General features: G+C 66.7%; 18 protein-coding genes. 9 read left to right on the plus strand and 9 right to left on the minus strand.

The genetic code is table 11. The features are described 5' to 3' along the window. The first annotated feature begins 48 nt into the window (after window positions 1-48). Complete coding sequence (locus AC5P8F_RS00785; protein ID WP_495227540.1) at window positions 49-582, plus strand: hypothetical protein; 534 nt, start codon at window positions 49-51, stop codon at window positions 580-582. Window positions 583-642: 60 nt separating this feature from the next. On the opposite strand, the gene AC5P8F_RS00790 is transcribed toward AC5P8F_RS00785, so the two are convergent. Both AC5P8F_RS00790 and AC5P8F_RS00795 read right to left on the minus strand, forming a co-directional pair. Continuing rightward, window positions 643-1,233, minus strand: coding sequence for an SMI1/KNR4 family protein (locus AC5P8F_RS00790; protein WP_049441098.1), 591 nt, complete (start codon window positions 1,231-1,233; stop codon window positions 643-645). Between the two features lie 70 nt (window positions 1,234-1,303). Then, the gene (locus AC5P8F_RS00795; RefSeq protein WP_495227541.1) at window positions 1,304-2,539 is read right to left on the minus strand and encodes a hypothetical protein; all 1,236 of its coding nucleotides are present in this window, start codon (window positions 2,537-2,539) and stop codon (window positions 1,304-1,306) included. Between the two features lie 153 nt (window positions 2,540-2,692). Between AC5P8F_RS00795 and AC5P8F_RS00800 the strand changes: the two genes are divergently transcribed. Continuing rightward, the gene (locus AC5P8F_RS00800) at window positions 2,693-3,484 is read left to right on the plus strand and encodes a dienelactone hydrolase family protein (protein WP_495227542.1); all 792 of its coding nucleotides are present in this window, start codon (window positions 2,693-2,695) and stop codon (window positions 3,482-3,484) included. 173 nt (window positions 3,485-3,657) lie between these two features. On the opposite strand, the gene AC5P8F_RS00805 is transcribed toward AC5P8F_RS00800, so the two are convergent. After that, window positions 3,658-4,656: a polyprenyl synthetase family protein gene (locus tag AC5P8F_RS00805; protein WP_005408451.1), complete on the minus strand. Its 999-nt coding sequence runs from the start codon at window positions 4,654-4,656 to the stop codon at window positions 3,658-3,660. A 214-nt stretch (window positions 4,657-4,870) separates the two neighbouring features. On the opposite strand from AC5P8F_RS00805, the gene AC5P8F_RS00810 reads away from it, so the two are divergent. Continuing rightward, window positions 4,871-6,484: an alpha-glucosidase family protein gene (locus AC5P8F_RS00810; RefSeq protein WP_495227543.1), complete on the plus strand. Its 1,614-nt coding sequence runs from the start codon at window positions 4,871-4,873 to the stop codon at window positions 6,482-6,484. A 211-nt stretch (window positions 6,485-6,695) separates the two neighbouring features. Here the strand turns inward: AC5P8F_RS00810 and AC5P8F_RS00815 are convergent, their stop codons facing one another. Next, a complete protein-coding gene (locus AC5P8F_RS00815) occupies window positions 6,696-9,452 on the minus strand; it encodes a TonB-dependent receptor (protein WP_495227544.1) in 2,757 nt (918 codons plus the stop codon). Between the two features lie 275 nt (window positions 9,453-9,727). Beyond that, window positions 9,728-11,782: a glycoside hydrolase family 97 protein gene (locus AC5P8F_RS00820; RefSeq protein WP_481443832.1), complete on the minus strand. Its 2,055-nt coding sequence runs from the start codon at window positions 11,780-11,782 to the stop codon at window positions 9,728-9,730. Window positions 11,783-12,019: 237 nt separating this feature from the next. Here AC5P8F_RS00820 and AC5P8F_RS00825 point away from each other — a divergent pair, with 237 nt between their 5' ends. The 5 genes from AC5P8F_RS00825 (at window position 12,020) to AC5P8F_RS00845 (ending at window position 18,380) form a co-directional block, all read left to right on the plus strand. Then, a complete protein-coding gene (locus tag AC5P8F_RS00825; RefSeq protein ID WP_481443830.1) occupies window positions 12,020-14,212 on the plus strand; it encodes a glucosidase family protein in 2,193 nt (730 codons plus the stop codon). Then, window positions 14,209-15,696 carry an MFS transporter gene (locus AC5P8F_RS00830; protein WP_111205831.1) on the plus strand — a complete coding sequence of 496 codons (1,488 nt, stop codon included), beginning with the start codon at window positions 14,209-14,211 and terminating at the stop codon, window positions 15,694-15,696. Before AC5P8F_RS00825 ends, AC5P8F_RS00830 begins: the two co-directional genes overlap by 4 nt. Continuing rightward, on the plus strand, window positions 15,696-17,411 hold the full coding sequence (locus tag AC5P8F_RS00835; RefSeq protein WP_495227545.1) for an alpha-amylase family glycosyl hydrolase: 1,716 nt from the start codon (window positions 15,696-15,698) through the stop codon (window positions 17,409-17,411). Before AC5P8F_RS00830 ends, AC5P8F_RS00835 begins: the two co-directional genes overlap by 1 nt. A gap of 122 nt (window positions 17,412-17,533) precedes the next feature. Continuing rightward, window positions 17,534-17,920, plus strand: coding sequence for an SseB family protein (locus AC5P8F_RS00840; RefSeq protein ID WP_032960680.1), 387 nt, complete (start codon window positions 17,534-17,536; stop codon window positions 17,918-17,920). A 142-nt stretch (window positions 17,921-18,062) separates the two neighbouring features. After that, a complete protein-coding gene (locus AC5P8F_RS00845; RefSeq protein WP_111205859.1) occupies window positions 18,063-18,380 on the plus strand; it encodes a hypothetical protein in 318 nt (105 codons plus the stop codon). Between the two features lie 115 nt (window positions 18,381-18,495). Here the strand turns inward: AC5P8F_RS00845 and AC5P8F_RS00850 are convergent, their stop codons facing one another. From AC5P8F_RS00850 to AC5P8F_RS00860, 3 genes are all read right to left on the minus strand, one after another. Next, on the minus strand, window positions 18,496-22,080 hold the full coding sequence (locus tag AC5P8F_RS00850) for an ABC transporter permease/M1 family aminopeptidase (protein WP_495227546.1): 3,585 nt from the start codon (window positions 22,078-22,080) through the stop codon (window positions 18,496-18,498). A gap of 12 nt (window positions 22,081-22,092) precedes the next feature. Next, window positions 22,093-22,995, minus strand: a complete 903-nt coding sequence (locus AC5P8F_RS00855) for an ABC transporter ATP-binding protein (protein WP_495227547.1) — start codon at window positions 22,993-22,995, stop codon at window positions 22,093-22,095. 130 nt (window positions 22,996-23,125) lie between these two features. Further along, window positions 23,126-24,157: a substrate-binding domain-containing protein gene (locus AC5P8F_RS00860; RefSeq protein WP_049441119.1), complete on the minus strand. Its 1,032-nt coding sequence runs from the start codon at window positions 24,155-24,157 to the stop codon at window positions 23,126-23,128. Window positions 24,158-24,448: 291 nt separating this feature from the next. Here AC5P8F_RS00860 and AC5P8F_RS00865 point away from each other — a divergent pair, with 291 nt between their 5' ends. Further along, the gene (locus AC5P8F_RS00865; RefSeq protein WP_043034165.1) at window positions 24,449-25,021 is read left to right on the plus strand and encodes a single-stranded DNA-binding protein; all 573 of its coding nucleotides are present in this window, start codon (window positions 24,449-24,451) and stop codon (window positions 25,019-25,021) included. A gap of 121 nt (window positions 25,022-25,142) precedes the next feature. Here AC5P8F_RS00865 and AC5P8F_RS00870 read toward each other — a convergent pair whose 3' ends face one another. Then, window positions 25,143-26,054, minus strand: a complete 912-nt coding sequence (locus tag AC5P8F_RS00870) for a LysR family transcriptional regulator (protein ID WP_049404958.1) — start codon at window positions 26,052-26,054, stop codon at window positions 25,143-25,145. Window positions 26,055-26,084 lie beyond the last annotated feature (30 nt).

A 26,084-nucleotide genomic window follows, 5' to 3' on the forward strand; every position in this document is an offset into this window, starting at 1 on the left:
ATCGTGCATTTATCATGCAGGCATCCCCGGACGGACCCGGATGCCCGCATGTGCACCTTCATCACCGTGTTCCTGCCCACGTCATTGCCGCACGACGCGGCCGCCGCGGTCTTCACCCGTAGCGGCCGGCGCCTGTTCGCGCAGGCATCACCGAGCCTGCAGGCGGCGGTGGGCCCGGATTGGCAGCCGTGGCTGAGTGCCGCGCACTGCGATTGCGGCACCGCGCTGGCCTCGACGAGTGTGCAGCCGGAATGGAAGGGCGATGCCGAACGTTGGCGGAAGAAGGGCTGGAGTGAGGCCAGGATCGCTCGCGCGCTGTCCGAGCAGTTGGCGCGGCATGAACAGGATCAGCAGGTGTGCCGCGATAGAGCTCTTGCCGACGCCGGCCAATGGCTGCAGCGCATTGATGCCCTGCTGGGTGTGGGTGCGGCGCGTATCGGACTTCTGGTGCGTGTTTACGACGGCTCTGTGGGGGGCCGGCAGCCGAAGCCGCCGGAACATCATTGGTCGCGGGATCAGCTCGCCGCGGCGGATCTGTTGGCGTTCGCGCCCGGCACGTTGCACTGGATCGAACGCGGGTGAGAGCGCCATCCACGCATGGCGTGGATCTACTGTAGAGTCGAGCCCATGCTCGGCTGGGTTTCAATCCTCGTCCTGGTCGATGAACGCGTAATCGCGATCAATCATTTGTTGCAGGTAGGCGTCGAAGCTGGGCGCGATCACCGCGTAGCTGTCCGGATCGTGCAGGTAGCGCACCACCTGGCCGACCGTGCCGCCCGACCCCGGGTCGAAATCCAGGTACAGCATCGACGTGCCGCCGTTGTTCATGCAGTGCGAGAAGCACAGGCGGCGGTTCATCGGCAGATCGGCGTCGATGCCCTCACCCAGGATCTCCGGTTCGTCATCCAGCCACTCTTCGTAGATCGAACGGATGCTGTCGTCCCACTGCTGCTGGTCTTCGAAGATCTGTGCGACCGAGCGCAGGTAGTACGGATAGTCGCCGACATCGGAGCCGAGCATCAGCACGCACACCTCGCCGCCTGGATACTCGCGGAAATGGGTGCCATCCACGCGCGACAACAGTTCCATCAGGCTGTCAGGGACCTGTGGCCACTGCGCCCGCAGGCGCTGTAGGTCTTCGACAGTGGCACCCTGTACCCACGCCCATTGCGGAGCATCCTCGGCGGGCAAGCGCGGAATCAGGCCAGACAGAAAGCGATCAACAAGGGTCATCGGAAGATGCCAAGAGCAGGGCAGGCACAGCCGGCTTCGCGCATCGAGGCCGGCCGTGCGGCGCGGCGTATCAGCGTACCACCTGGAAATCGATGATGTCGTAGACCGATGAGCCGTACTTGCCATGCGATTCCAGGGAGATCGCGATGCCGAGGTCCTCGATGAAGGCACGAACACTGCGATCGCCGTCGACCTTGCACTCCAGCCGGATCGCATCGCCAGAAAGCGAGGCTGATACATCGCGTGCCGGGAAGCGTTCTCCGATCACGCAGGACAGCGTGGTGGTGAGTGGCTTGGAAGTGCTGCGTTCCGGATAGAAGACCATCGTCGTCTCTGCGCGGAACCGGCTGCCGGGTGTCCACGCTGCGGGAAGATCCTGCTTCAGCGACCGGGTCTGCAGGGTCATCGCAGCGTCGCGCATGGATGCCAGCTGGAAGAGATTTGCCTTTGACAGCCGATGCATGGTGAACGAGGTGTAGTCCTCGGTGATCTTCAACAGGCCGTTGTCGGCCACCATCGTAATGGTGGTCGGAGTAGTGGAGGGGGCCCTTCCCTTGATCCGGTAGCGGTAGGTCAGCGATGTGAACCGGGGGGCCAGCAACGGGTTGTCCACGCCATCAACAACAGCCTTGATAACCGGCACATCTTCCAGTTGCCGGCCGGCCGCCTGCGGCTGCGGGCGATCGGCAGCGGGTACGTCGGGGCGGAGCTGGGCCATGACATCTGCATCTACCGCCCCTTGCAGCGAACATCCCACCATGGTCCTGCCGCCGCTGGATTCCACCATCAGCACCCGTTCCAGAAGCATGCGTCCGGAGGCAATGCCGCCGCGATTGGAAGTGGGCAGCCACTGATCGCCTGCGCGGACCTCGCTACGGGCATGCATTCCGCGATCGCCCTGCAGGCGCTCGGCATGTTCGATCAAGGGCGACAGGTGCTTGACAACCGTGTCCAGTGGCGCATCGAAGGTGAACCCCCAGCTCATATAACGACCCAGGACGCCCAGGTCCGACGTGTTGTCGAAGTAGGTGGCGACCGGCGGGCCGCCGATGCGGGGTCCGCCACGGAGCTGGACCTCGTTGGTGGTCTCGGAACGATCCTTGGTCTCGATCCAGTTGATCGTGCCTGTCCCACCCAACGATGCGTGCGCGGCCCATGCATCTGCGTGCGTGTGCAGGCTGGAGAAGAAGCTGGCGTCGCAGCGGCTGAACGCGGTGAAAGTCTCGTCCAGCGGACTGGCGCTCAGCTGGGCAGCAGGCAGCAGAAGGGCAAGCGAGGCAAGCGAAGTGGAACCCAGGTTTTTCACGAAACGGGACATCCTTGTTGGGGAAGGGGGGGGCACACAGCTGGACACTAGCTATCGGCCTGTTCGTCTGGATCTGAAGTGGGGGCTGCATTGCGTGCTTCGGCTTCACGCCGGCCCCGTACACTCCGGGTTCCCTCTCGGTGGAGCAGGCGCATGAATCGTTGGCGATGCGGTGTGGCGGTGATCCTGGGGCTGGCGGCGATGCCGGCGTGGGCGGCGATGAAGACCCAGCCGGTGGAATGGAAACACCAGGGCACGACCTTCAGTGGCGTGCTGGTCTATGACGACGGCGACAACGACAAGCGCCCGGGTCTGGTGATGGTGCCGAACTGGAAGGGCGTGAACGAATCGGCGGTCGAAAAGGCCAAGCAGCTGGCCGGCGATGATTACGTGGTGCTGGTGGCCGATGTCTACGGAAAGGGCGTGCGGCCGAAGACCGATGCCGAGGCCGGGCCGGTGGCAACCAAGCTGCGCAATGACAGGCCGCTGCTGCGCGCACGTGCGCTGGAGGCGGTGAACGTGCTCAGGGCGCAGGCGGGCAAGGTGCCGCTCGATGCCGGCCGGATCGGCGCGGTGGGCTTCTGTTTCGGCGGCACCACGGTGCTGGAACTGGCCCGTGCCGGTGCGCCGCTGGCCGGTGTGGTCAGCCTGCACGGTGGGTTGGGTTCACCGCTGCCGGCGCAGGCCGGTGGCAGCCATCCGTCGGTGCTGGTGCTCAACGGCGCCGACGACAGGAGCGTGACTGCCGAGGACATCGCTGGCTTCCAGAAGGAAATGGACGCGGCCAAGGTCGATTGGGAGTTCACCAACTACAGCGGTGCCGTGCACTGCTTCGCCGAGCGCGATGCCAACAGTCCGCCGGGGTGCCAGTACAACGAGCGGGCGGCGAAGCGCGCGTGGAAGGCGCTGGATGAGTTCTTCGAGGAACGCTTCGAGAAAAGTTGATTCGTGCAGTGGTAGTGCCGGCCGCTGGCCGGCAACCTCATGATGCTGCGGATGTCATCGGGAATGCCGGCCAGCGGCCGGCACTACCGATGCTTCAGTGCCGACCAACGGTCGGCACCCACCGGAATGCCGGTTTGGTGGGTGCCGACCGTTGGTCGGCACACCTCAGCCGGTCAATGCGAGCGCTGCACCGCGTAGCGGGCCAGGCCGCGCAGGGCGGCCACGGCATCGTTGTCGCCCAGGCCATCGAGCGCGCGCTCGGCGGCTTCGGCATATTCCTCTGCACGCGCGCGGCTGTACTCCAGGCCGCCGGTGGCGCGGATCGCGGCCAGCACTTCCGGCATGGCCGAGGCGTCACCGTCCTGCACGATGGTGCGCAGGCGCTCGCGGGTGGCGTCGTCGGAGTGGGCCATCGCGTGGATCAGCGGCAGCGTGGCCTTGCCCTCGGCGAGGTCGTCGCCCAGGTTCTTGCCCAGCTCCTCGGCGTTGGCCGAGTAGTCCAACACGTCGTCGGCGATCTGGAACGCGTAGCCCAGGTGCATGCCGTAGTCGAACAGGGCCTGCTGGGTCGCTTCATCCACGCCGCTGGCCAGCGCGCCCAGGCGGGTGCCGGCGGCGAACAGCACCGCGGTCTTGCGCTCGATCACGCGCAGGTAGGCGGCTTCGTCGGTGTCCGGGTTGTGTACGTGCAGCAGCTGCAGCACTTCACCCTCGGCGATGCGGTTGGTGGCGTCAGCCAGGATCTGCATCACCGGCATGCGCTCCAGCTCGACCATCAGCTGGAAGCTGCGCGAGTACAGGAAGTCGCCGACCAGCACGCTGGGCGCGTTGCCCCACAGTGCGTTGGCGGTGCTGCGGCCACGGCGCAGGCTGGATTCGTCCACCACGTCGTCGTGCAGCAGGGTGGAGGTGTGGATGAACTCGATGATCGCCGCCAGCTGGTGGTGCTCCGGGCCGGCCTGGCCGACTGCATGGCCGGCCAGCATCACCAGCATCGGGCGCAGGCGTTTGCCGCCGGCGGAAATGATGTGGTCAGCGATCTGGTTGATCAGCACGACGTCCGAGGACAGCCGGCGCCGGATCAGGGCGTCGACGGCGGCCATGTCGGCCGCGGCAAGCGACTGGATCTGGGGCAGGCCCAGGGCGGGACGGGTGTCTTCGGTGATGGTCATGCGATCAGGCTTTCAGGCTCACCACCGATTATAGGCGCTGGCCGTGAATTCGGGCGCAAACCGGCCCGAGCGGCAATTCCAGCCCGGCCTGCGCGGCCCTCCGCGTGAATACGTATGCAGGTTGCGCCATGCCTGGGAGCCCGCCGCTAAGCTTGCCGGATCAGGATTTCGGCCCGCTGCCGGCGGGTCCCGCATGCCCGGAGGGGGGCTGTCGATGTCGCACTATCCATGGTGGCGCGGAGCCGTCATCTACCAGATCTACCCGCGCAGTTACCTTGATGCCAACGGCGATGGCGTGGGCGATCTGCCCGGCATCATCCAGCGCCTGGACCACATTGCCGCGCTGGGCGTGGATGCGATCTGGATCTCGCCGTTCTTCAGGTCGCCGATGGCCGACTTCGGCTACGACATCGCCGATTACCGCGATGTCGACCCGCTGTTCGGCAGCCTGGACGACTTTGACCGCCTGTTGGCCAAGGCCCACGGCCTGGGCCTGAAGGTGATGATCGACCAGGTGCTGAGCCACACCTCGATCGAGCATGCGTGGTTCCGCGAGAGCCGCCAGGACCGCAGCAATCCGAAGGCCGACTGGTACGTCTGGGCCGACCCGCGCGAGGATGGCACCCCGCCCAACAACTGGCTGTCGCTGTTCGGCGGCTGCGCCTGGCAGTGGGAGCCGCGCCGTGAGCAGTACTATCTGCACAACTTCCTGGTCGACCAGCCGGACCTGAATTTCCATCACCCGGACGTGCAGCAGGCGACCCTGGACAACGTGCGCTTCTGGCTCGACCGCGGCGTGGATGGCTTCCGCCTGGATGCGATCAACTTCTGCTTCCACGACGCACAGCTGCGTGACAACCCGGCCAAGCCCGCCGACAAGCGGGTGGGGCGCGGCTTCAGCCCGGACAACCCGTACGCCTACCAGTACCACTACTACAACAACACGCAGCCGGAGAACCTGCCGTTCCTGGAGCGCCTGCGCGCGCTGCTGGACGAATACCCGGGGGCGGTCAGCCTGGGCGAGATCTCTTCGGAAGACTCGCTGGCCACCACGGCCGAGTACACCCGCGATGGCCGCCTGCACATGGGCTACAGCTTCGAGCTGCTGGTGGACGACTACAGTGCGGCCTACATCCGCGATACGGTCTCGCGCCTGGAAGCAGCGATGACCGAAGGCTGGCCGTGCTGGGCGGTGTCCAACCACGATGTGGAGCGCGCGGTCAGCCGCTGGGGCGGCCACCCCGCCGACCCGCGCCTGGCGCGGATGCTGGTGGCGATGCTGTGCTCGCTGCGCGGTTCGGTCTGCCTGTACCAGGGCGAGGAGCTGGGCCTGGCCGAGGCCGAGGTGCCGTTCGAGGCCCTGCAGGACCCCTATGGCATCACCTTCTGGCCGAATTTCAAGGGCCGTGACGGCTGCCGTACCCCGCTGCCGTGGACCGATGCACCGCTGGCCGGCTTCACCACTGGCCAGCCCTGGCTGCCGATCCCGGCCGAACACCGGGCCGCGGCGGTCGTCGTGCAGGAGCGCGACCCGCATTCGGTGCTGGCGGCGTTCCGCGCGTTTCTGGCCTGGCGGCATACCCAGCCGGCCCTCCTGCATGGCAGCATCAGATTTCTTGAAAGCGCCGAGCCCGTGCTGCTGTTCGAGCGTATGCTTGCAGATGAAACCCTCCTGCTGGCCTTCAACCTGTCGGCCGAAGCGGTGAGCCATCCGCTGCCGCCGGGCAACTGGCAGCAGGTGGTGGTACCGGGCCCGGATGCGGGCACGGTGCAGGGCAATGAACTCCAGCTGCCGCCACGCGCGGTGTATTGCGCCCGACGCAGCTGACCGTTTTCTCCGGTGGCGGTACTTGCGGGGACGGGGCCGAAGCGCCCCGTCCCTTTTTTGTGGCTGGGCCTTGCCGACCAGCGGCCGGCATCCGCGCAAAGGAAAACCCGCTGCCTGCGCAGCGGGTTTCCGGTCCTGCTCCCTGTTTTCTGTTGCCGGCCAGCGGCCGGCACTACCGGGTCCGGGCTGCCGGGCAGGGCCCGGCGCTGCCTCAGAACTTGTAGTTCACGCCCAGCATGTAGGTGCGGCCCCATTCGATGTACTCCAGCGGGCGGTCCTTGCTGCCGGCGTAGGTGCGGTACGGCTCGTTGGTCAGGTTGCTGCCCTGCAGCAGCAGGGTCAGGCCACGCAGGGCGCTGCTGTCGCTGAAGGTGTAGCTGACCTGCGCATCGGTCACGTTTTCGCCGACGACATAGCGCAGGCTGCGGTTGCCGTTGAAGTTGCCGATCTCACCGATGAAGTCCGACCGCCGGCGCTGGCTGACGCGTGCTTCAAAACCGCTGCGCTCGTAATAGGCAGTGAAGTTGTACACGCGCTTGGACAGGCCCGGCAGGCTGATCGGGTCACTGCCCACGCTGGAGGCGCTCTCCGGATCCAGGATGGTGATGTCGCTCTTGTTGAAGGTCGCGCTGGCCTGCAGGCCGAAGCCACGCAGGCTGTCGGTCAGCATGTCCAGCGGGAACGATGCGGTCAGTTCCAGGCCCTTCAACGTGCCGCCCTTGCCGTTCTGCGGCGCGGAGAAGGTGCCGGTGGTCAGCACCGGCGCGGTCATGCCCGGCGGCGGCACGTAGCTGCCCAGCAGCGCGGTGAAGTCGTAGTTGTCCACCGATTGGGTATAGACGTAGCTCTTCAGGTCCTTGTAGAAGATCGCGGCAGCCACGTAGGCCTTCTCGCCGAAGTACTTCTCATAGGACAGGTCCAGCGCGGTGGCGCGCCACGGATCCAGCAGCGGATTGCCACCACTGCCGCCCGGCCGGCCGGTGCCGGTATCCACGCCGAACTCCAGGCCGGCGCGCATCTGGTCCACGCGCGGGCGCGCGACCTGCTTGGCGGCGGCGAAGCGCAGCGTCTGCTGGTGGGGGAACATGAAGGCCAGGTTCAAGCTCGGCAGCCAGTCGTTGTAAGCGCGGCCGTTCGAATACGGCTGCACGTTGTTGCCGGCTGACTGCGAGCTGTCCCAGTAGCGCGAATCCGAGCTCTGGTCGGTGTGCTGCATCTGCACGCCGATGTTGCCGCGCACGCCCACTTCACCGATGTCGGTGTTGATGTTCAGGCGCGCCCAGGCGGTGGTGATCTTCTCTTCGACCGTCCACGACTTGGGGATCAGGTAGTCCAGGTTGTCGACCGGGTTGAAGGTCATGTAACGACCCACAGCGGCCGGTACGTTCCAGGCCGGGATGGTGCCGAGGCCGGCGAAGCCCAGGTCCACCGGACGGTACTGCAGGTCCGAGGCGATGTTGGCATCGCCCTGTGCGCCGAGCAGGATGTTGCCTTCGGACTGGGTCTTCACCTTGCGGCGGTCGGCATAGTTCACGCCGATGTCGATATCCGGTGCCCACGAGGCGATGGCATCAGGAAGGGCGATGGTGGCAGCCAGCTTGCCGCCCTTCAGGCGGTCTTCCACCTGGGGCACCTTGCCGTAGCCGGAGCCGTAGATCGTGTTGGTCAGGAACAGCGCATCGGGGTTGGAGTAGTTCAGGCCCGGGGTGATCTGCGAGAAGCCGTCCTGGCGGATCGACACGCCGACCGTATCCAGTTGCGGCATCGGGGTCAGCTGCAGGTTGTTTTCCAGGTTCAGCTCGTCGCGCGTGGCCTTGGAGTAGTTCAGGTCGGCGACCAGCTTGACGCCGCCGAAGTTGAACTCGTTGTTCCAACCGAACGCATCGATCTTGTCCTTGCGCTTGTTGTACATGCCGCGCACCAGCGGATACACGCCGCTGGCGGCGCCGCCGGTGAACGAGCCGTTGGCGTTGACCTGCGGGTTGCTGACCAGCAGGCCCGGGGTGTAGTTGCCGTTGTAGTTGCTGAGGTTCAGCTCGAACTGGTTGGCGGTGTCGATCTGCTCGGCTTCGGTGTGGAAGGCATCGAAGGTGCTGGTCCAGCTGTTGTTCGGGCGGAACTGGATCGTGGCCATCACGCCGTCGCGCTTGTTGTTGCCGGTGCGGCGCAGCGCCTTGATGCCATCGGAGAAGTAGGTGCCGGCACCCACGCCCGGGCGGTCGCCCTTGTCGGTGTGCTCGGTGGTCCACGGCTCGTACAGGCCGACCTGGTTCTCCTGGATCGGCATGTCGCTGTGCGCATAGCCGATGGCGATGCCCAGGGTCTTGTCCAGGAACTGGTCGATGTAGCTGGCGCTGAAGCGGTTGCCGTACGGATCGACATTGGCGGCGCGGCCCAGCGAACTCTTCTGGTAGCGGCCACTGACCGCGATCACGCGCTCGCCGAAGCTGAGCGGGCGCGCGGTCTGCATGTCGATGGTGCCCGACAGGCCCTGGCCGACCAGCGCCGCGTCCGGGGTCTTGTACACCGTCACGCCGTTGACCAGCTCGGACGGGTACTGGTCGAACTCGACGCCGCGGTTGTCGCCGGTGCTGACCACTTCGCGGCCATTGAGCAGGGTGGTGGCGAAGTCCGGCGACAGGCCGCGCACGCTGATCACCTGCGCACGCCCGGCCACGCGCTGGGCGGCCAGGCCGGGCAGGCGCGAGATGGATTCGGCGATGCTGACGTCGGGCAGCTTGCCGATGTCTTCAGCGGAGATTGCCTCGACCACCGAGGTGGCGTCCTGCTTGACCGCGATCGCGCTCTCGATGCCGCGGCGGATGCCGGTGACCTGCACCGTATCCAGGTTGGTGGCGGCGGTGCCGGCCGGCGTGGTGGTGTTCTGCGTGGACTGTGCCGACGCCAGCGTCGGCGCCAGGACAACGGCCAGCGCGATGCTCAGCGCGCTGCGCTTGTGGTTCAACATTTTCCCCTCCCAGGCAATGTTGCAGATCGATTTGTGAGCGTTCCGGCGGGGCCGAGAACGTGCGACGCGGTGGCCGCTGTCGTCGCCGCTATGGTAGGCAGCGCGTTCTTCGCGGGAATCACCCTGCATACGTATTCAATGGCGTCTGCAGGGTTGTAATCGCTTTCAGGTGCCTTGTTCGGTAGAGCCGAGCCCATGCTCGGCTGCGTTTCGGTGCTACGCACCGCCGCCCGAGCATGGGCTCGGGCGCTACGGGAGCGCAGGTAGGAAAACGTTCAGTGGATGGGCGTGAAGCGAATGGCCTGCCCACCGCCCGGTGCCAGCACCAGCGTCAGTGCATCGGCACTGGTCACCTCGCGGGTTTCGCGTGCGAACGCGAACGGGTTGCTGCGGAAATCAGCGCCTTCACCATCGCGGTAGATCTCGGCGCGATAGCGCACGCCTGGCTCCAGGAAGCCCAGCGGTACCGGCAGCACGCGGCCGTGTTCGTCGGTGATGCTGCCGAGGAACCAGTCGCGGCTGTTGCGGTCGCGGCGCACGATCGTCACGTAGTCACCCACTTCGCCATCGAGCACGCGGCTCTGCTCCCAGTCCACCGCCACGTCCTCGATGAAACGGAACGCCTCGCGATGCTGCAGGTAGTGTTCGGGCAGGTCCGCGGCCATCTGGATCGGGCTGTACAGCACCACGTACAGGGCAAGCTGGCGGGCCAGCGTGCTGGGAATGGCCTGGCCGTGGCGGCCCTTCAGGCTGAGGATGCCGGGGGTGTAATCCATTGGCCCGGCCAGCATGCGGGTGAACACCAGGTTGACCTCATGCTCCGGCGGGTTCGGCGGCTGGCCCCAGGCGTTGTATTCCATGCCGCGCGCGCCTTCGCGTGAGATCCAGTTGGGATAGGTGCGGCGCAGGCCGGTATCCTTTATCGGCTCATGCGGGTTGACCGACAGGTGCCGGCGCGCGGCTTCCTGCACCACCTTCAGGTGGTGGCGGGCCATGAACTGCCCGTCGTGCCACTCGCGCCACAGTGGGCCCCCGGCCGGATTGCGGCGGTCGACCTGGCCGTCGTCGCAGACGTAGCCGGTCTTGAACTGGTCCACGCCCAGCCGTGCATACAGGTCCAGCGCGGCACCCAGCTGGTCCTCGTAGTGCTCGATGGCGCAGCCGGTTTCATGATGGCCGATCAGGTGCACGCCCTTCTTCAGGCCATACGCCGTCAGCGCTTCAATGTCGAAATCAGGCGTGGCGCGGGTGAAATCGAAGTCGTAGCCATTGCCCACCCACATGCCATCCCAGCCCGGGTTCCAGCCTTCCACCAGCACGCCGCGGAAGCCGTGCGCGGCCGCGAAGTCGATCACCTTCCTGGTCTTGGCGGTGGTGGCCGCGTGCTTCGGTCCGGTTGCCCAGCTCTCGTTGTCCAGGTGCATCGACCACCACACGCCCAGGTACTTGGCCGGCTTCACCCAGCTCACATCGCCCAGCGCGTTGGGTTCATTGAGGTTGAGGATCAGGTCCGATTCGACCAGGCCACCGGCACGATCGGCGATCTGCAGCGTGCGCCACGGCGTGGCGAAGGGCAGGGTGCGGCGTACCTTCCAGCCTTCGGCCGAGGGCGACAGCTGCGCGCGCAGGCGCTGCCCCTCGGTGCGCCGCAGCCACATGCCGGCATAGTCCACCAGCGCGGCCTCGTGGATCGCCAGATGCAGGCCATCGCGGCTGCGCAGGGTCATCGGCGTATGCACCAGCGGCACTTCGCGCAGCGGCGTGCGCTGATACAGGTATTCGTAGTGGATCGGTTCGCCGGCGGGAATCCACCAGGCGGTTGATTCGGGCGCGATGGCGAATTCGGTCAGTTCGTCATCGATGATGGCTTCGCGCAGGTTCGGTTGCTCAGGGAACACATAGCGGAAGCCAAGGCCATCATCGTAGACGCGGAACACCACATCCAGCCGCCGCTTGCGGCCGGTGGTTTCAGTCAGCTGCACGGTCAGCTCGTTGAAGTGGTCGCGGGTGAGCCGGCGCTCGCCCCACGGCTGCTCCCAGGTGTCGTCGACGCTGCGCCGCTGCTGGCCCAGCAGGGCGAAATCGCGGTCCAGGCGACCGTCGCGCAGGGCAAAGCCAAGCTTCGAATCCTCCACCACGGTGTCGCCCAGGCGCTCGACACGGTAGCGGGCGGTGCCGCCGTCCAGCAGCAGACTGACCTTCAATACCTTGCCCGGCGATTCGACGCTGGCCACCTGCGGCGTGGCCTGTACCAGCGTGGACCACCCGATCAGGGCCAGCCCAAGCATGTGCGCGAACACCGCGCGTACAGCAGTGGATGACATCGGCAATTCCCCTCCCAAGGCGCCGTTGGCAGACCCGGACCATAAGCCAGCGCGGCGGGCGCGCCACCGCGCGATGCCATGAATACGTATGCAACTGGACGCAGCCGACAGCCCCGCGTCTACCATGGGGCCCAGGCACCTTGAGGGAGGGGCCGCGCCCGCCCGCCGGCAACGACGGTGCGGACCTACAACGCGTGCAGAGAGGGAGGGAGGCCGACGGGCGCAAGCCGGTCCGCCGCTTCGATGCTGAAGATCATTTGCCTGACCGCTGCCCTGGGGGCAGCGCTGGGATCGACCGCGCAGGCGGCCGACCTGCAATTCGACGGTCGCCATGCGCGCGCCGAAGCCGCTGCCAAGGGCAGCTTCGTGCTGCATGCGCCGAAGGGCGCAGTGCAGATCGCAGCCGCACCGATGCGCAGCCAGACCGGCAGCGTGATGTTCGATGCCCTGTTCGCGCTCGCCCAGCAGGAGATGTCCCAGGACCGCGTGGACGCGATCCGTGATCCGGCGTTCGACGAGGGTCGGCCGGTCCCGTGCGAGTGCTTCCAGACCGGTGCACGCTGGCCCTATGTGTGGACCCGTGATGTCAGCTTCGCCGCCGACCTGGCGCTGGCGCGGCTGGACCCGCAGCGCACCCGGCAGTCGCTGCAGTTCAAGCTGTCGGCAGCCCGTGACGGGCGTACGCCCGGCCTGTTCGTGGCGCAGGACACCGGTTCCGGCGGCAGCTGGCCGATCAGCAGTGATCGCGTGGTGTGGTTCCTGGCGGCACGCCATCTGCTGGAGGACCGAGCGTTTGCCGATCAGGTCTGGCAGGCGCTGCAGGGCACGCTGGCGCAGGACCGCGCGATGGTGTTCGACGCGCAGATGGGTCTGTACCGCGGCGAGACCTCCTTCCTGGACTGGCGCGAGCAGACCTATCCAGACTGGACCCGCGAGGACGTGCGTTTCATCGGTGATTCCTACGCACTGTCCACCAACGTGCTGCACTACCAGGCACTGCGCCTGGCCGAACGCCTGGCCGGGCAGCACGGCGATGCCCGCGCGACCGACTACAGGGCCTGGGCCGATGCGTTGGCGCAGCAGATCAATGCGCGCTTCTGGCGCGAGGATATCGGCCAGTACATGAGCTACATCGGCGAGGCCGCGCACCCGGTGCCGTACGCCAAGGTCGATCTGCTCGGCCTGTCGCTGGGCATCCTGGCCGAGGTGCTGCCGCCCGAGCGCGCGCGGCGTGCGCTGGCGGCGTATCCGATGGGCCCGGCCGGCAGCCCGGTGGTGTGGCCGCAGGAGGCGCAGCAGCCGATCTACCACAACCGCGCGATCTGGCCGTTCGTCAGTGCCTATTCGCTGCGCGCGGCGCGCCAGCTGGACGATGCACCGCGCATCGCCGCCGAGATCCGCTCGCTGATGCAGGGCGCCGCGCTGGCCGGTTCCAACATGGAGAACTACGAGCTGGTCAGCCAGGCGGTGCATGTTGAAGAGGGCGTGCTGAGCGGCCCGGTGGTCAACTCCGAACGCCAGCTGTGGTCGGTGGCCGGCTATCTGTCGATGGTGGTCGAGGGCGTGTTCGGCGTGCAGGACGATGGCCGCGTGCAGCCCAAGCTGCCGGCCGTGCTGGTGCCCGAACTGTTCGGCAATCAGCGCCGCATCTCCCTGGAGGCCGATGGCAGGCGTTATGTGCTGGAGCGACCGAAGCAGGTGGGTGATGGCCTGCTGGTGGCGGGCAAGGTGAAGACCCGTGGCGCCACCACCACCGTGCAGCTGGTGCCCGCCGCAGCGGCGCCACGCAGCGCGGCGACGACGGCCGGCGCAGATGCGCGCGCACCGGCCACGCCGGCCGCACCGCAGGTGCAACGCAAGGGCAGGGGCTGGAATGTCGTGGTCGCTGCCGGCCAGGTGCTGTGGCAGGACGGCCGGGCGCTCGCCGCCAGCAATGGCCTGGCACGCATCGGTGACGATGGCCTGCAGCATTGCCTCAGCCTGACCCGGCGCGACGGTGCAATTGAATCGCTGCACAGCCCGATGGTCTGCGTCGGTCCGCAGCAGCGACTGAAGGGTACGCAGCGCTGGCAGTTCACCTCCGCCAGGGCCGGGCAGGTGCGCCTGCGCCTGCAGTACCGGAATCCGAACGGGCCGATCAACACCGGCGTCACCGCTGCGGTGAAGCAGCTGGTGCTGCAGTGCCCGGGCCAGCCGTTGCAGCGGCACACCGTCACCCTGCCGCACAGCGTGGCCGTGCAGGACTCGACCTCGGCGACATTCACGGTGCCCAAGGGCCGATGCACGGTCACGCTTGAAGAAGGCTTCAACATGAGCGCGCTGCAGCACTTCGCGCACTACACCGGGGGCAAGGGCGGACGCGATGGCGTGCTCAACCAGGCCCAGGTGCAGGCGCTGATGGTGGCGCCGGTGGCCGCGGCAGAGGGCGCACGATGAATCGTACCGCCAAGCCGCAGCTGTCGTTCTGGCAGATCTGGAACATGTGTTTCGGCTTCCTGGGCATCCAGTTCGGCTTCGCCCTGCAGAACGCCAATGCCAGCCGCATCTTCGAGACGCTGGGCGCGGACATCGACGCGGTGCCCGGGCTGTGGATCGCCGCGCCGCTGACCGGCCTGCTGGTGCAGCCGGTGATCGGTTACCTGTCCGACCGCACCTGGACGCGCTGGGGGCGCCGCCGTCCTTATTTCATGATCGGAGCGGTGCTGACCACGCTGGCGCTGCTGGTGATGCCGAACTCGCCGACGTTGTGGATCGCCGCCGGCACGCTGTGGGTACTCGATGCTTCGATCAACGTGTCGATGGAGCCGTTCCGCGCCTTCGTCGGCGACCAGCTGGCGCCGCGCCAGCGTCCGGCCGGTTATGCCATGCAGAGCTTCTTCATCGGCGTGGGCGCCATCGTCGCCAGCTTCCTGCCGTTCATCCTGGCCCACTTCGGGGTCGCCAATACGGCCGCCGCAGGTGAGGTGCCTGATACCGTGCGCTATGCGTTCTACTTCGGCGCGGTGGTGCTGTTGGCGGCAATCACCTGGACGGTGGTCAGCACCCGCGAATACTCACCGGCGGAGCTGGCCGGTTTCGATGACGCCGAACCTCCGGCACGTCACGCAGCAGCGCCGATCAGCGGCCCGGCGCCCTGGGTGCAGGTGGCCGGATGGCTGGGGCTGGGCGTACTGCTGGCGCTGCTGATCACCTGGCGGCAGGGCGACCGGATGCTGTACGTGCTGGCCGGCCTGTGTGCCGGCTATGGCCTGCTGCTGGCGCTCGCGCGTACGCTGCCGGCCACGCACATGCTGGCCGCCATCGTCGGCGACCTGCGCGCGATGCCGGTCACCATGCGTCGCCTGGCGTGGGTACAGTTCTTCTCGTGGTTCGCGCTGTTTGCGATGTGGATCTACACCACCGCCGCGGTGGCTGGCGCCCACTTCGGTTCGACTGAACCAGAGTCGGCGGCCTACAACGAGGGCGCCAACTGGGTGGGCGTGCTGTTTGGCGCCTACAACGGGTTCGCCGCGTTGGCGGCGGTGCTGATTCCACTCATGGTGCGTGCGATCGGCCTGCGCTGGAGCCACCTGGTCAACCTGTGGCTGGGCGGTGCCGGCCTGGTCTCGCTGATGTTCATCCGCGACCCGCACTGGCTGCTGCTGTCGATGGTCGGCGTCGGTTTCGCCTGGGCGTCCATCCTCTCGCTGCCGTATGCACTGCTGTCCGACAGCGTGCCGGCATCGAAGATGGGCGTGTACATGGGCATCTTCAATTTCTTCATCGTGATCCCGCAGCTGGTGGCGGCCAGTGCACTCGGCTTCGCCCTGCGCACGTTGCTGGGCGGCCAGCCGATGCATGTGCTGGTGCTGGGCGGCTGCAGCCTGTTCATTGCCGGCCTGTGCGTGTTGTGGGTTCCGTCCCGTCCGGAGGTGGTGTGATGCGTGCTGCGTTGTCTGTTGCTGTTTCCTTGATGCTGCTGGCCGGCCATGCGGCGGCCGCGCCGCGCCCGGACTATGTGGGCACCACCGAACCGTTCGCCAGCGATGCGGTGTACTTCGTGGTCACCGACCGCTTCGTCAACGGTGATCCGTCCAACGATCACCGTGACCAGGGCGGCGTGCACCGCACCTTCGATATTCCGGTGCCATGCCCGGACAAGGTGGACGGCAACATCGGCTATCTCGGCGGCGACTTCCGCGGCGTGCTCGACAATGCGCAGTACATCCGCAACCTCGGCTTCGGCGCGGTGTGGATCACGCCCATCGTCGACAACCCGGACGAGGCCTTTACCGGCAGCAAGCCGATCAGCTGCACCAGCACGCTGACCGACCGCGGCAAGACCGGCTACCACGGGTACTGGGGCATCAACTTCTACAAGCTCGATGAGCACCTGCCCAGCAAAGACCTGGATTTCGCCGGGCTGACCAAGGGCCTGCACGGTGCCGGCTTGAAGGTGGTGCTGGACATCGTAGGCAACCACGGTTCGCCGGCCTGGACCATGCCGACACGGCAGCCGCAGTTCGGGCAGATCTTCGACAAGGACGGAAAACTGATCGCCGACCACCAGAACCTGCCGCCGCAGGAACTGGATCCGAAGCACAACCCGCTGCACGCGTTCTACAACAGCATTGGACCGGTCGACAGCAAGGACGGCTCGATCTTCGATGGCAACCTTGCCGAGCTGTCCGACTTCAACCAGGACAATCCGGCGGTGATGGACTACCTGGTCGGTGCTTACCTGCAATGGGCCGCTCAGGGCGTGGATGCGCTGCGCATCGACACCATCGGCTGGTTGCCGCACCCGTGGTGGCATGCCTTCGTCAAGCGTATCCGCGCCGAGCACCCGGGCATGTTCATGTTCGGCGAAGCGTTCGATTACGATGCCGCGCGCATTGCAGAGCACACCTGGCCGGCCAACGCCAACGTCAGCGTGCTCGACTTCCCGTTGCGCGGTGCGCTGGAGCAGGCGTTCGGCACCGCCGGCAAGGGCTTTGAAACCCTGGCCGAGCCGCTGCACCTGAGGGGGGGGGCGTATGCCAACCCGTACGAGCTGATGAGCTTCTACGACAACCACGACATGCCGCGCCTGCAGGCCAGTGACAACGGCTTCATCGATGCGCACAACTGGCTGTTCACCGCGCGCGGCATTCCGGTGGTCTATTACGGCTCGGAGACGGGCTTCATGCGTGGCCGTGCCGAGCATGCCGGCAATCGCGCTTACTTCGGCCAGCCGCGTGTGGATGCTGCGCCGAAGAGTCCGATCTTCGCGCCGCTGCAGCGTATCGCCCGGCTGCGCGCAGCCACTCCGGCGCTGCAGCGCGGCCTGCAGGTGAACGAGCGCCTGCAGGGTGATGAGGCGGTGTTCTTCCGCGTGCTGCAGCATGGCGAGGTGGCGCAGACCGCGCTGGTGCTGCTGAACAAGGGCGACAGTGCGAAGACCTTCACCGTGGCGCGGTACGTCCAGGCGGGCCGCTGGCGTGATGCGCTGGACGGCGGTTCGTTGCAGGTGGATGCTTCCCTGAAGGCCGAAGTGCCGGCGCACGGGGTGAAGGTGTACGTGCTCGATGCCGCCGTGCAGCAGCCGGCGCTGCAGGCCGAGCTGGACAAGGCGATGGCCGACCAGCGGGCGCGGGACGTGCGTCTGGGGCGGTAGTGCCGGCCGCTGGCCGGCAACCCATGAATCCATGGCACCTTCAGGTGCCGGCCAGCGGCCGGCACTACCGGGGTGACCATATCCGGCACAATAGGCCCCCCCTCACGCCCCGCCGTATCGCCATGACCGACCTCGCCCCGCAGACCCCGATCGAAACCCTGCTGAAGGCGGCGATGGACGGGTCGGTGCCGATCCGCGCCTTCATGGAGGCCTTCGTCGCCTCCGAGGTGGTACTGCTGACCGGCAGCCTGGTGACCCCCGATGGCAGCGGCTTCGACCCGCTGCTGTTCGACAAGCAGGGCACCCTGCACGTGGCCGTGTTCACCGATCCGTCGCGGGTGGGCATCTACAGCCAGCAGGCCGAACACCAGATCCGCTGGCGGATGCTGGACGTGCTGCGCCGCGTGCCGGGTGGCTACGGCGTGGTGATCAACCCGGGCACTTCGCTGGGCTTCGAGATCTCGCCCAGCGGCGTCGGCGAGATCCTGAAGGACTTCGCCCAGGGTTGATTGTCATGTAGAGCCAAGCCCATGCTCGGCTGCCGTTCGCGCAATGCCGGATCAGTCGAGCACGGCTCGATACTACAGAGAGCTTCCCTTCGGGCACCGTACGTGATCCCCTTTGGACTACATCGGGATCGAGGCACTCTCCATGGAATTCAGCGAATCACCCGCCGACGCACCGGCACGATCACGCCATTCCCGCTCCGCACTGGTCTTCCTGTTCGCGGCCATCGTCGCCGCACTGGTGTTCATGCCTGTTCTGCGTGCGGTGGGCATGGTGCTGTGGCCGGTGTTCGCCATTGCCTGGCTGATCAACCTGGGGGCGGCCTGGCATCTGGGCCAGTGGGCGCGCCAGCAGGGCCGTCCGGCGTGGGCATTCGGGTTGCCGGCGGTGCTTGGCACCGTCGCCTCGATCGTGGTCTTCGTGCTGCTGGCGTTGCTGGGGCCGAAGGCCCCGGTGCGCTGAACCTTCGCGGTTGTCGTGGACGGTGTGCGGGGCATGGCTCGGCACTACAGCAAGGCCAAGCCAAGCCCGCACGCGTCGCGCGGAGCACCGGCACATCGGCCGGCGCCCCGTTGCTTCACATCGTCACTTTGCGCCGGTTGTCATCGCTCACCCGGTCGATCAGCTTGTTGTAGGGATCGAAGCCTGCTTCGTCCGGCTTTTCATCCACCGTCACCGTGATCTTCGGCGCGGCGCTGGTGATGTGGTGGCGCTGCAGGTACAGCACCTTCTGGTCGCGTTCCTTGCCCGACGGCCCGGTGGCGAACACGCCGATCTCGACCCAGTCATCCATCTTCGCGTCGCTCTCCCTGCCCTTGCCATCGGCGTACTGCTTGGCGGCATGCAGGTCCAGGGTCACGTCGTAGCGGCCGTCAGCACGTTTGCGGGCGCTGGCGGCCATCACCCGGTTGTCGTAGAAGCTGATCTTCTCGAACAGGTCGGTGACCAGCTGCTGGCGGTCGGCCGGGGTCTCGGCGCGGATGTAGCCCAGCAGCTCGCGTGAGGTGGTGTACGGCGGCTGCTGGTAGCCCTTGTCCTGCAGGAAGCGCTTCAACGCACGGTTCAGCGCCTGCTCGCCGATTTCCTCGCGCAGGCGGTAGAACACCAGCGAACCCTTCTGGTAGTGGATGTACTGCTGGTTTTCCACGCGTTCCAGCGGCTGTTCCTCGATGGCTTCGCCACCGCGGCCGGACAGGTAGCCGTCCAGTTCGCGCTTGAGGAACTGGCGCATGTGCTGGCGGCCGTATTCCTGCTCCATCACCATCAAGGCCGAGTACTGCGACAGCGATTCGGACAGCACGGTCGCACCCTGCACGTTGGCGCCGATCACCTGGTGCGCCCACCACTGGTGCGCGATCTCGTGCGCGGTCACGTAGAACACGTAGTCCACCTTGTCCGGGTCGCGCAGGTCGGCGATGAAACCGATGGCCTCGGAATAGGGGATGGTGTTGGCGAACGACTGCGCGAAGCGGGCATAGCCCGGGAATTCGATGATGCGTACCTGGCGGTGCTGGTACGGGGTGAAGTTCGCCTCGTAATAGGCCAGCGACTTCTGCACCGCCTCGATCATCCGGTCCACGTTGTAGCCGTGCGCCGGATCGAAGTAGACCTCGATCGGGATGTCCTTGTACTTCGCCTTGCGCACCTCCCAGCGTGCCGATAGATAGGCATAGAAGTTCAGCATCGGCCGGTCCATGGCGTAGCTGAAGCAGCGCCGGCCGTTGACCGTGGTCTCGCGCTGCAGGTAGCCCGGGGCCAGCGCTACCTGGTCCGGTGCGGTGCAGACCGTGGTGCGGAAGTCGAGCCAGTCGGCATCATTGGCAATGTACGTGTTGGCACGCGCGGCGTCGTCCTCCAGCCTGGGCATGCGCCGCGGCTCACCCAGGCCGCGCTTGCGCCGCTCGTTGCGGTCGCTGATCTCGGCGCCCTCGTTGTAGCCGAACGAGGGCAGCACGCGGCTGTTGAAGAAGGTGCCGTTGTCCACGATGTTACTCGGCGCCAGCCCGGCGGTGATGCCGTTGGGTTTCTGCATCACCCGGAAATGCACGCTGCGGGTTTCGCCCGGCTGCAGCGGCTTCTGCAGGCGGTAGATGCGGTAGCCGAGATCGGCATCGTGCAACGACAGCGTCTGCCCACCCAGGTCGACGTCGACCAGCTGCTTGTCATCGCCTATCGAGACATGCACGTCCTGGATCGGCGTGGCATGGGTATTGCGCACCGTCCAGTTCGCATCGATCACCATCGACTGCGATTCCGGGAACAGGTCCACGCGGTTGTCCACCGCCACGATGCGCGGCTGCGGCTGGGTGCGGTACTTCGACAGCTCGCGCTCGTAGCGGGCCTGCAGGTCCAGCTGCTGGTCGGGCGAGATGAACTCGTTGCGGATATTGGTGCTCCAGTACAGCCAGCTGCCCACGCCGGCGAAGGCCAATGCCGCAAGTCCGGCGAAGACGCCGGTCGGGCCGCGCAGGCGGCGGCCGGCCAGGGCCAGGCGCTGGCGCAGGCCCTGGCTGACACCGCGCACCCAGAGCGCCGATGCCAGGCACATCAGGGTCAGCAGGAACAGCGCCCAGTAGCCCTGGAATGCCAGCTGCCCCGGCAGGAAGTGGCCGTAGCCGTTCATGTCCGAATAGGGAGCGTTGGGCCAGCCACCGAAGGTGTACAGGTTCTGCGTGTAGTCCAGCATGCCGAGCACGCCCTGGCCGATCATCACCACGATCAGCAGCGCGTAACCGACGAACTTGTTGTTGGTGAGCACCTGCAGCACCAGTGCCAGGCCTCCCATCAGGATGTAGATCACCGAGTCCAGCGCCAGGCTGCGCAGGTACAGCAGCGGCTCCAGGTGGGTGTAGCCCTTGACCAGCTGCACGCCCATCGCCGCCAGTGCACCGGCGGCCTGGAAGCAGATGATCACTGCCAGCAGTGCGGTGAACTTGGCCAGCAGCGGTACCCAGTTCGGCACCGGCATGGCATCGGTCACTTCGTTGATGCGCGCGCTGCGTTCCTTCCACACCAGCTCACCGGCGAAGAACAGCACGATGATCACCAGCAGCCAGCTGAAGGCCCCCTGCAGGCCCATGATCATCTGCGAGGTGACCGGCCAGATCGAGGTGCCGTACAGGGTCTGCCGGAACAGCGCGTTGGGCAGGAAATTGGCCAGGCCCAGCACCAGCAGCACGATGAACGGCACGCTGCGCAGGACGCCGCGCGTGTCGAAGCGCACCTGGCGCAGGAACTGTTGCCACGCGGTGGTCGCGCTGAATGCCGGTACCACGCGCGGCAACGGGGTGCGGTTGGGCCGGAGGGCGGCGGCGTCGGCAACCGGCTGCGCCTGCCGGCGGCCCCAGCGACGACGGCCGCTGCCGCTGCGCTCGGTGCGGAACAGGGCGAACGTGGCGGCGAACAGCAGCGCCGTCACGCCCAGCCACAGGGCACGGTTGGCCAGCAGGTAGCCCGCCAGGCCGGGAACGCCGCTGTTGTGCTCGGCGGTGGACCAGTAGCGGATGGTGCGCGACAGGGCGCGCATGCCCAAAGGCTCGCTGAGCACCGCCAGCCAGGTGTTGTCGATGTCGCGCAGCACCGCCGCGCTGGCGCCGAACAGGACCAGGTAGGCCACCAGCCCGATGTAGACCCACAGGATTGAACGCGTGACCGCTGCCAGCAGTGACAGCAGCGCGGTGGTGAACAACAGGTTGGGAATGACGATGACCGCAAAACTCCAGGCATAGCCCTGCCAGCTGATCGGCCCCATGCGCTCGGCGTCCACCCAGGGCATGAACGGTGCCAGCCAGAGCCCGAAAGCGACCAGCAGGTAGAACAGCAGGCCGGTAGCCAGGGCGGCGGCGATGCGGCCGGCCAGGTAATCGCGGCGTTGCACCGGGCTGGCGAAGATCAGCTCGGCGGTGCCCAGTTCGAAGTCACGCAGCAGCGCATTGCTGACGAACAGGGCGGTGACCAGCATGCCGAGCAGGGTGAAGATGCCCAGCATCTGCGCGATCACGGTGGGCGCGTTGCTGTGCACGTTGCCGCTGCCACCACCGATCTGTACGGCGTCGCTGGACGCAGCGGCGAAGGCGAGCAGGGCGAACAGCCCGGCCAGCAGCCACAGCAGCGGGGAACGCAGCTGCTCGCGCAGCTCGAAACGGAAGAAATCGAGGATCATGGCGTGCTCCGCTCAGGCTGCTGCGCGAGCACGGGCCTGCAGGCGCAGGCGCTGGAAGTACACGTCTTCGAGGTCGGGAGCCACGGCCGTAAAGCCGTCGCCGGGGTCGTTGGCGCTGTGCACATGGATCACCGGGCGGCCACCGACCAGACGGGTCGACAGCACCACGTAGCGCGCTTCATGGTCGGCCAGCTCCGAAGGATCGACCTGCTTGCGCCAGACCTGGTGCTGCAGGGCGTTGATCGCTTCGCTGGGGCGGCCGGTCAGCAGCACCTGGCCCTTGTTCATGATCGCCATCGTCGGGCACAGGTCGGTCACGTCCTCGACGATGTGGGTGGACAGGATCACCGCTACGTTCTCGCCGATCGCCGCCAGCAGGTTGAGGAAGCGGTTGCGTTCCTCCGGGTCGAGGCCGGCGGTGGGCTCGTCGACGATCACCAGCCGCGGGTCGCCCAGCAGCGCCTGGGCAATGCCGAAGCGCTGGCGCATGCCGCCGGAGTAGGTGCCCAGCTTGCGCTTGCGGGCATCCCACAGGTTCACCTGCTGCAGCAGCCCATCGACCACCTCGCGGCGCTGCGCGCGTTGGGTCAGGCCCTTGAGCACTGCGAAATGCTCCAGCAGGTCCAGCGCGCTGACTTTCGGGTACACGCCGAAATCCTGCGGCAGGTAGCCCAGCCGACGGCGCACGGCGTCCTTGTCACGCAGCACGTCGATCGGCGCCTCGCCCGGAATGCTGAGCGTCACCGTGCCGCTGTCGGCCTCCTGCAGGGTGGACAGCGTGCGCATCAGCGAGGACTTGCCGGCGCCGTTCGGGCCGAGCAGGCCGAACATGCCCCGCGGGATGTCCAGGGTGACGTAGTTGAGGGCATGCACGCCGTTGGCGTACGTCTTGGACAGCGAGTCGATCTTCAGCATGCGACGTACACCTTTCCATGGGCAATGTCTGCGCGTTATCCGCGCTACCGCCTCCGTGCGCATCCGCCGTTGGTCATGGGGGGAGAATCCCGCCGTCGTGCGTTGGCCAGCGCGCCGGCCCAGCGGCGCCTTACCCGCGCAGGGATGATTCGCGCACCACCAGCTTCACCGGGATGCTCTGGCTGTCCACCGGCTGCCGGCCGATCAGCGCCAGCAGGCGTTCCACCAGCAGCTGGCCGGCCTGCTTGGTGTCCTGCTGCACCGTGGTCAGCGCGGGGGATACCGAAGCGGCCAGCGGGATGTCGTCGAAGCCGGTCACCGCCACGTCCTGCGGCACCCGCAGCCCGGCCTCGCGCAGGGCGCGCATCGCACCGATGGCGATCAGGTCGCTGGCCGCGCAGATCGCATCGATCGGCTCGCCGCGCGCCAACAGGGCCTGGCAGGCTTCCTGGCCGGAGGCTTCAGTGGTGATCGCATCGTGCTGCAGCGCCGGTTCGGGGGCCAGGCCGTGGTCCTGCAGAGCCGCGACGTGGCCGCGGTAGCGCTCCTGGAATTCGGGGTAGTGGCTGGAGGCATGGCCGAGGAAGGCGATGCGGCGGCAGCCCTGCTGCAGCAGGTGGGTGGTGATGTCATGCCCGCCCTGGAAGTTGTCGCTGCCGATCGAGACACCGGGCTGGCCGGGCAGGGCGGCGCCCCAGCGCACGAAGTGCGTGCCCTGTTCGACCAGCCGCTGCAGGCGGTCGCGCGATTCGTGATAGTCGCCGTAGCCGAGCAGGATGATGCCGTCGGCCTTGTTGCTGTCCTCGTAATCGGCCTGCCAGTCGGTGGACAGCTGCTGGAACGAGACCAGCAGGTCCTGCCCGTGCAGGGCGCAGGCGCGGGTGATCGAGCCCAGCATCGAATGGAAGAACGGGTTGATCAGCGAGTCGTCGTTGGTCGGGTCCTCGAAGAACAGCAGGGCCAGCGTGCCGGCATTGCGCAGGCGCAGGCTGGAGGCATTCTTGTCGACCTTGTAGTTCAGCTCGCGGGCAATGCGCAGGATGCGCTCACGGGTCTCGGCGTTGACCATCGGGCTGCCACGCAGGGCCCGCGACACGGTCGGCTGGGAGACCCCGGCCAGGTGGGCGATGTCCAGGGAGGTGGCTTTGCCTTTGATCGTCATGTGTGGGCGGAGCGGGCATGTGGGAGGTGCCCGGGCATGATGCCATGCGCAGACGCGAATGCTCCTCCGGGCGTCGGCCTGGGCGCAGGTAAGTTATTGCCGGACAAGGAAATCAGCCTGATCCTTCGGTGCGGTCGGGGTCTCCTGACCGGGCGGAAGGCGGCGGCAATGGTAAGATGCGTCGTTCTCGCATTCCCCCAAATTTCACCAGGGGCGGCTCAGCGTACTGCACCCCGCCCGGGGCTGTGCTATCACTGGCGGTCTGCCCCTGGACAACGGACGAAGGTACCTATGGCGCGCGGCATCAACAAAGTCATCCTGGTCGGCAATCTCGGCAACGACCCGGACGTGAAGTACACCCAGGGCGGCATGGCGATCACCCGCATCAGCCTGGCCACCACCAGCGTCCGCAAGGACAAGGATGGCAACCAGCAGGAGCGCACCGAATGGCACCGCGTGGTGTTCTTCGGCAAGCTCGGCGAGATCGCCGGCGAGTACCTGCGCAAGGGCAGCTCGGTCTACGTCGAAGGCAGCCTGCGCTACGACAAGTACACCGGCCAGGACGGCGTGGAGAAGTACTCCACCGACATCATCGCCGATGAAATGCAGATGCTGGGCGGCCGCGGTGAAGGCGGTGGCGGTGGTGGTGGCAACTACGGCGGCGATCGTCCGCAGCGCCAGCAGGCGCCGCGCCAGGAGTATGGCGGTGGCGGCGGTGGCCAGCGTGGCGGCCAGGGCGGTGGCTATGGCAACCAGGGCGGCAACCAGGGCGGGGGTTACGGCAACCAGGGCGGCAACCAGCGCCCGCAGCCGCAGCAGGCGCCGCCGATGGACGACTTCGCTGACGACGATATTCCGTTCTAAGCGTATCTTCCGTTTATCCCGACAAGGGCTCCTGGCACGCGTGCCCGGGGCCCTTCTCGTTACAGGCGACGTGGCAGGATCCCATTGCCCGGCGGCAGGATGCGGACGTTCGTCGACCTCGTCACCGATTGCCGAACATTCCCTGGTCCAGCAGGCAGTCAATGAACGCGCCCAGCAGGGCGGGGCGATGCCGCCTGTTCGGGTAGTAGAGAAAAAGCCCGGGCCGCGAGACCGACCAATCCGCCAGTACCCGCACCAGCAGTCCCTGTGCCAACAGTTCGCCCACACCATCCTGTTCGAAGTGATAGGCGATTCCAAGGCCGGCCAGGGCCGACGCAATCCCGATGTCAGCGTGATTGGTGACGACAGGACCGTCCACGGCGACCTCGAGGTGGCGACCTCGCTTCTTGAACTCCCATCGGTACTGCCTGCCATCGCTCTGCAGCCGCCAGTTGATGCAGGCGTGATCCTGCAGTTCCGCCGGAGTTCGCGGTGTTCCGCGGCGTGCCAGGTAATCCGGTGACGCCACGGCCACCATGTTCAGGTCCGGGGTGAGGCGGATGGCCACCATGTCCTTCTCGAGCTGACCACCCACGCGGATGCCCGCATCAAACCGGCCACTGACGATGTCGCTGAGCGCGTCGTCGACCACGATGTCGACAACGACATCAGGGTAGGCCTGGTGGAAGCGGGCAAGCCGCGGGGCAATCAGTGTTCTCGCGGCGATGCCCAGCGTATTGATTCGCAGGGTCCCGTTGATCCGTCCGCTGGCTTCGCTGGTTTCAGCGACCGCGACGGCCAACTCCTGGAACAGCGGCGCGATGCGCGCGTACAGTCGCCCGCCGCTTGCCGAGGGCGCCACGCTTCGTGTCGTGCGATTGAGAAGGCGGGTGCCGAGACGGCCTTCCAGTTGGCGGATGGTCTGGCTCAGGGCCGAGGGCGATACCCCCAGATGTTCCGCCGCCCGCGCGAAGCTCTGACGTTCCACTACCGCCACGAAGGCCTTCAGTTCAGCGAACTCGGATCCGCGCATTATGTGAGATTCTTGACATAACCCATTCGG

It is taken from the genome of Stenotrophomonas sp. YJH_SMC_69 (genome assembly GCF_059370495.1).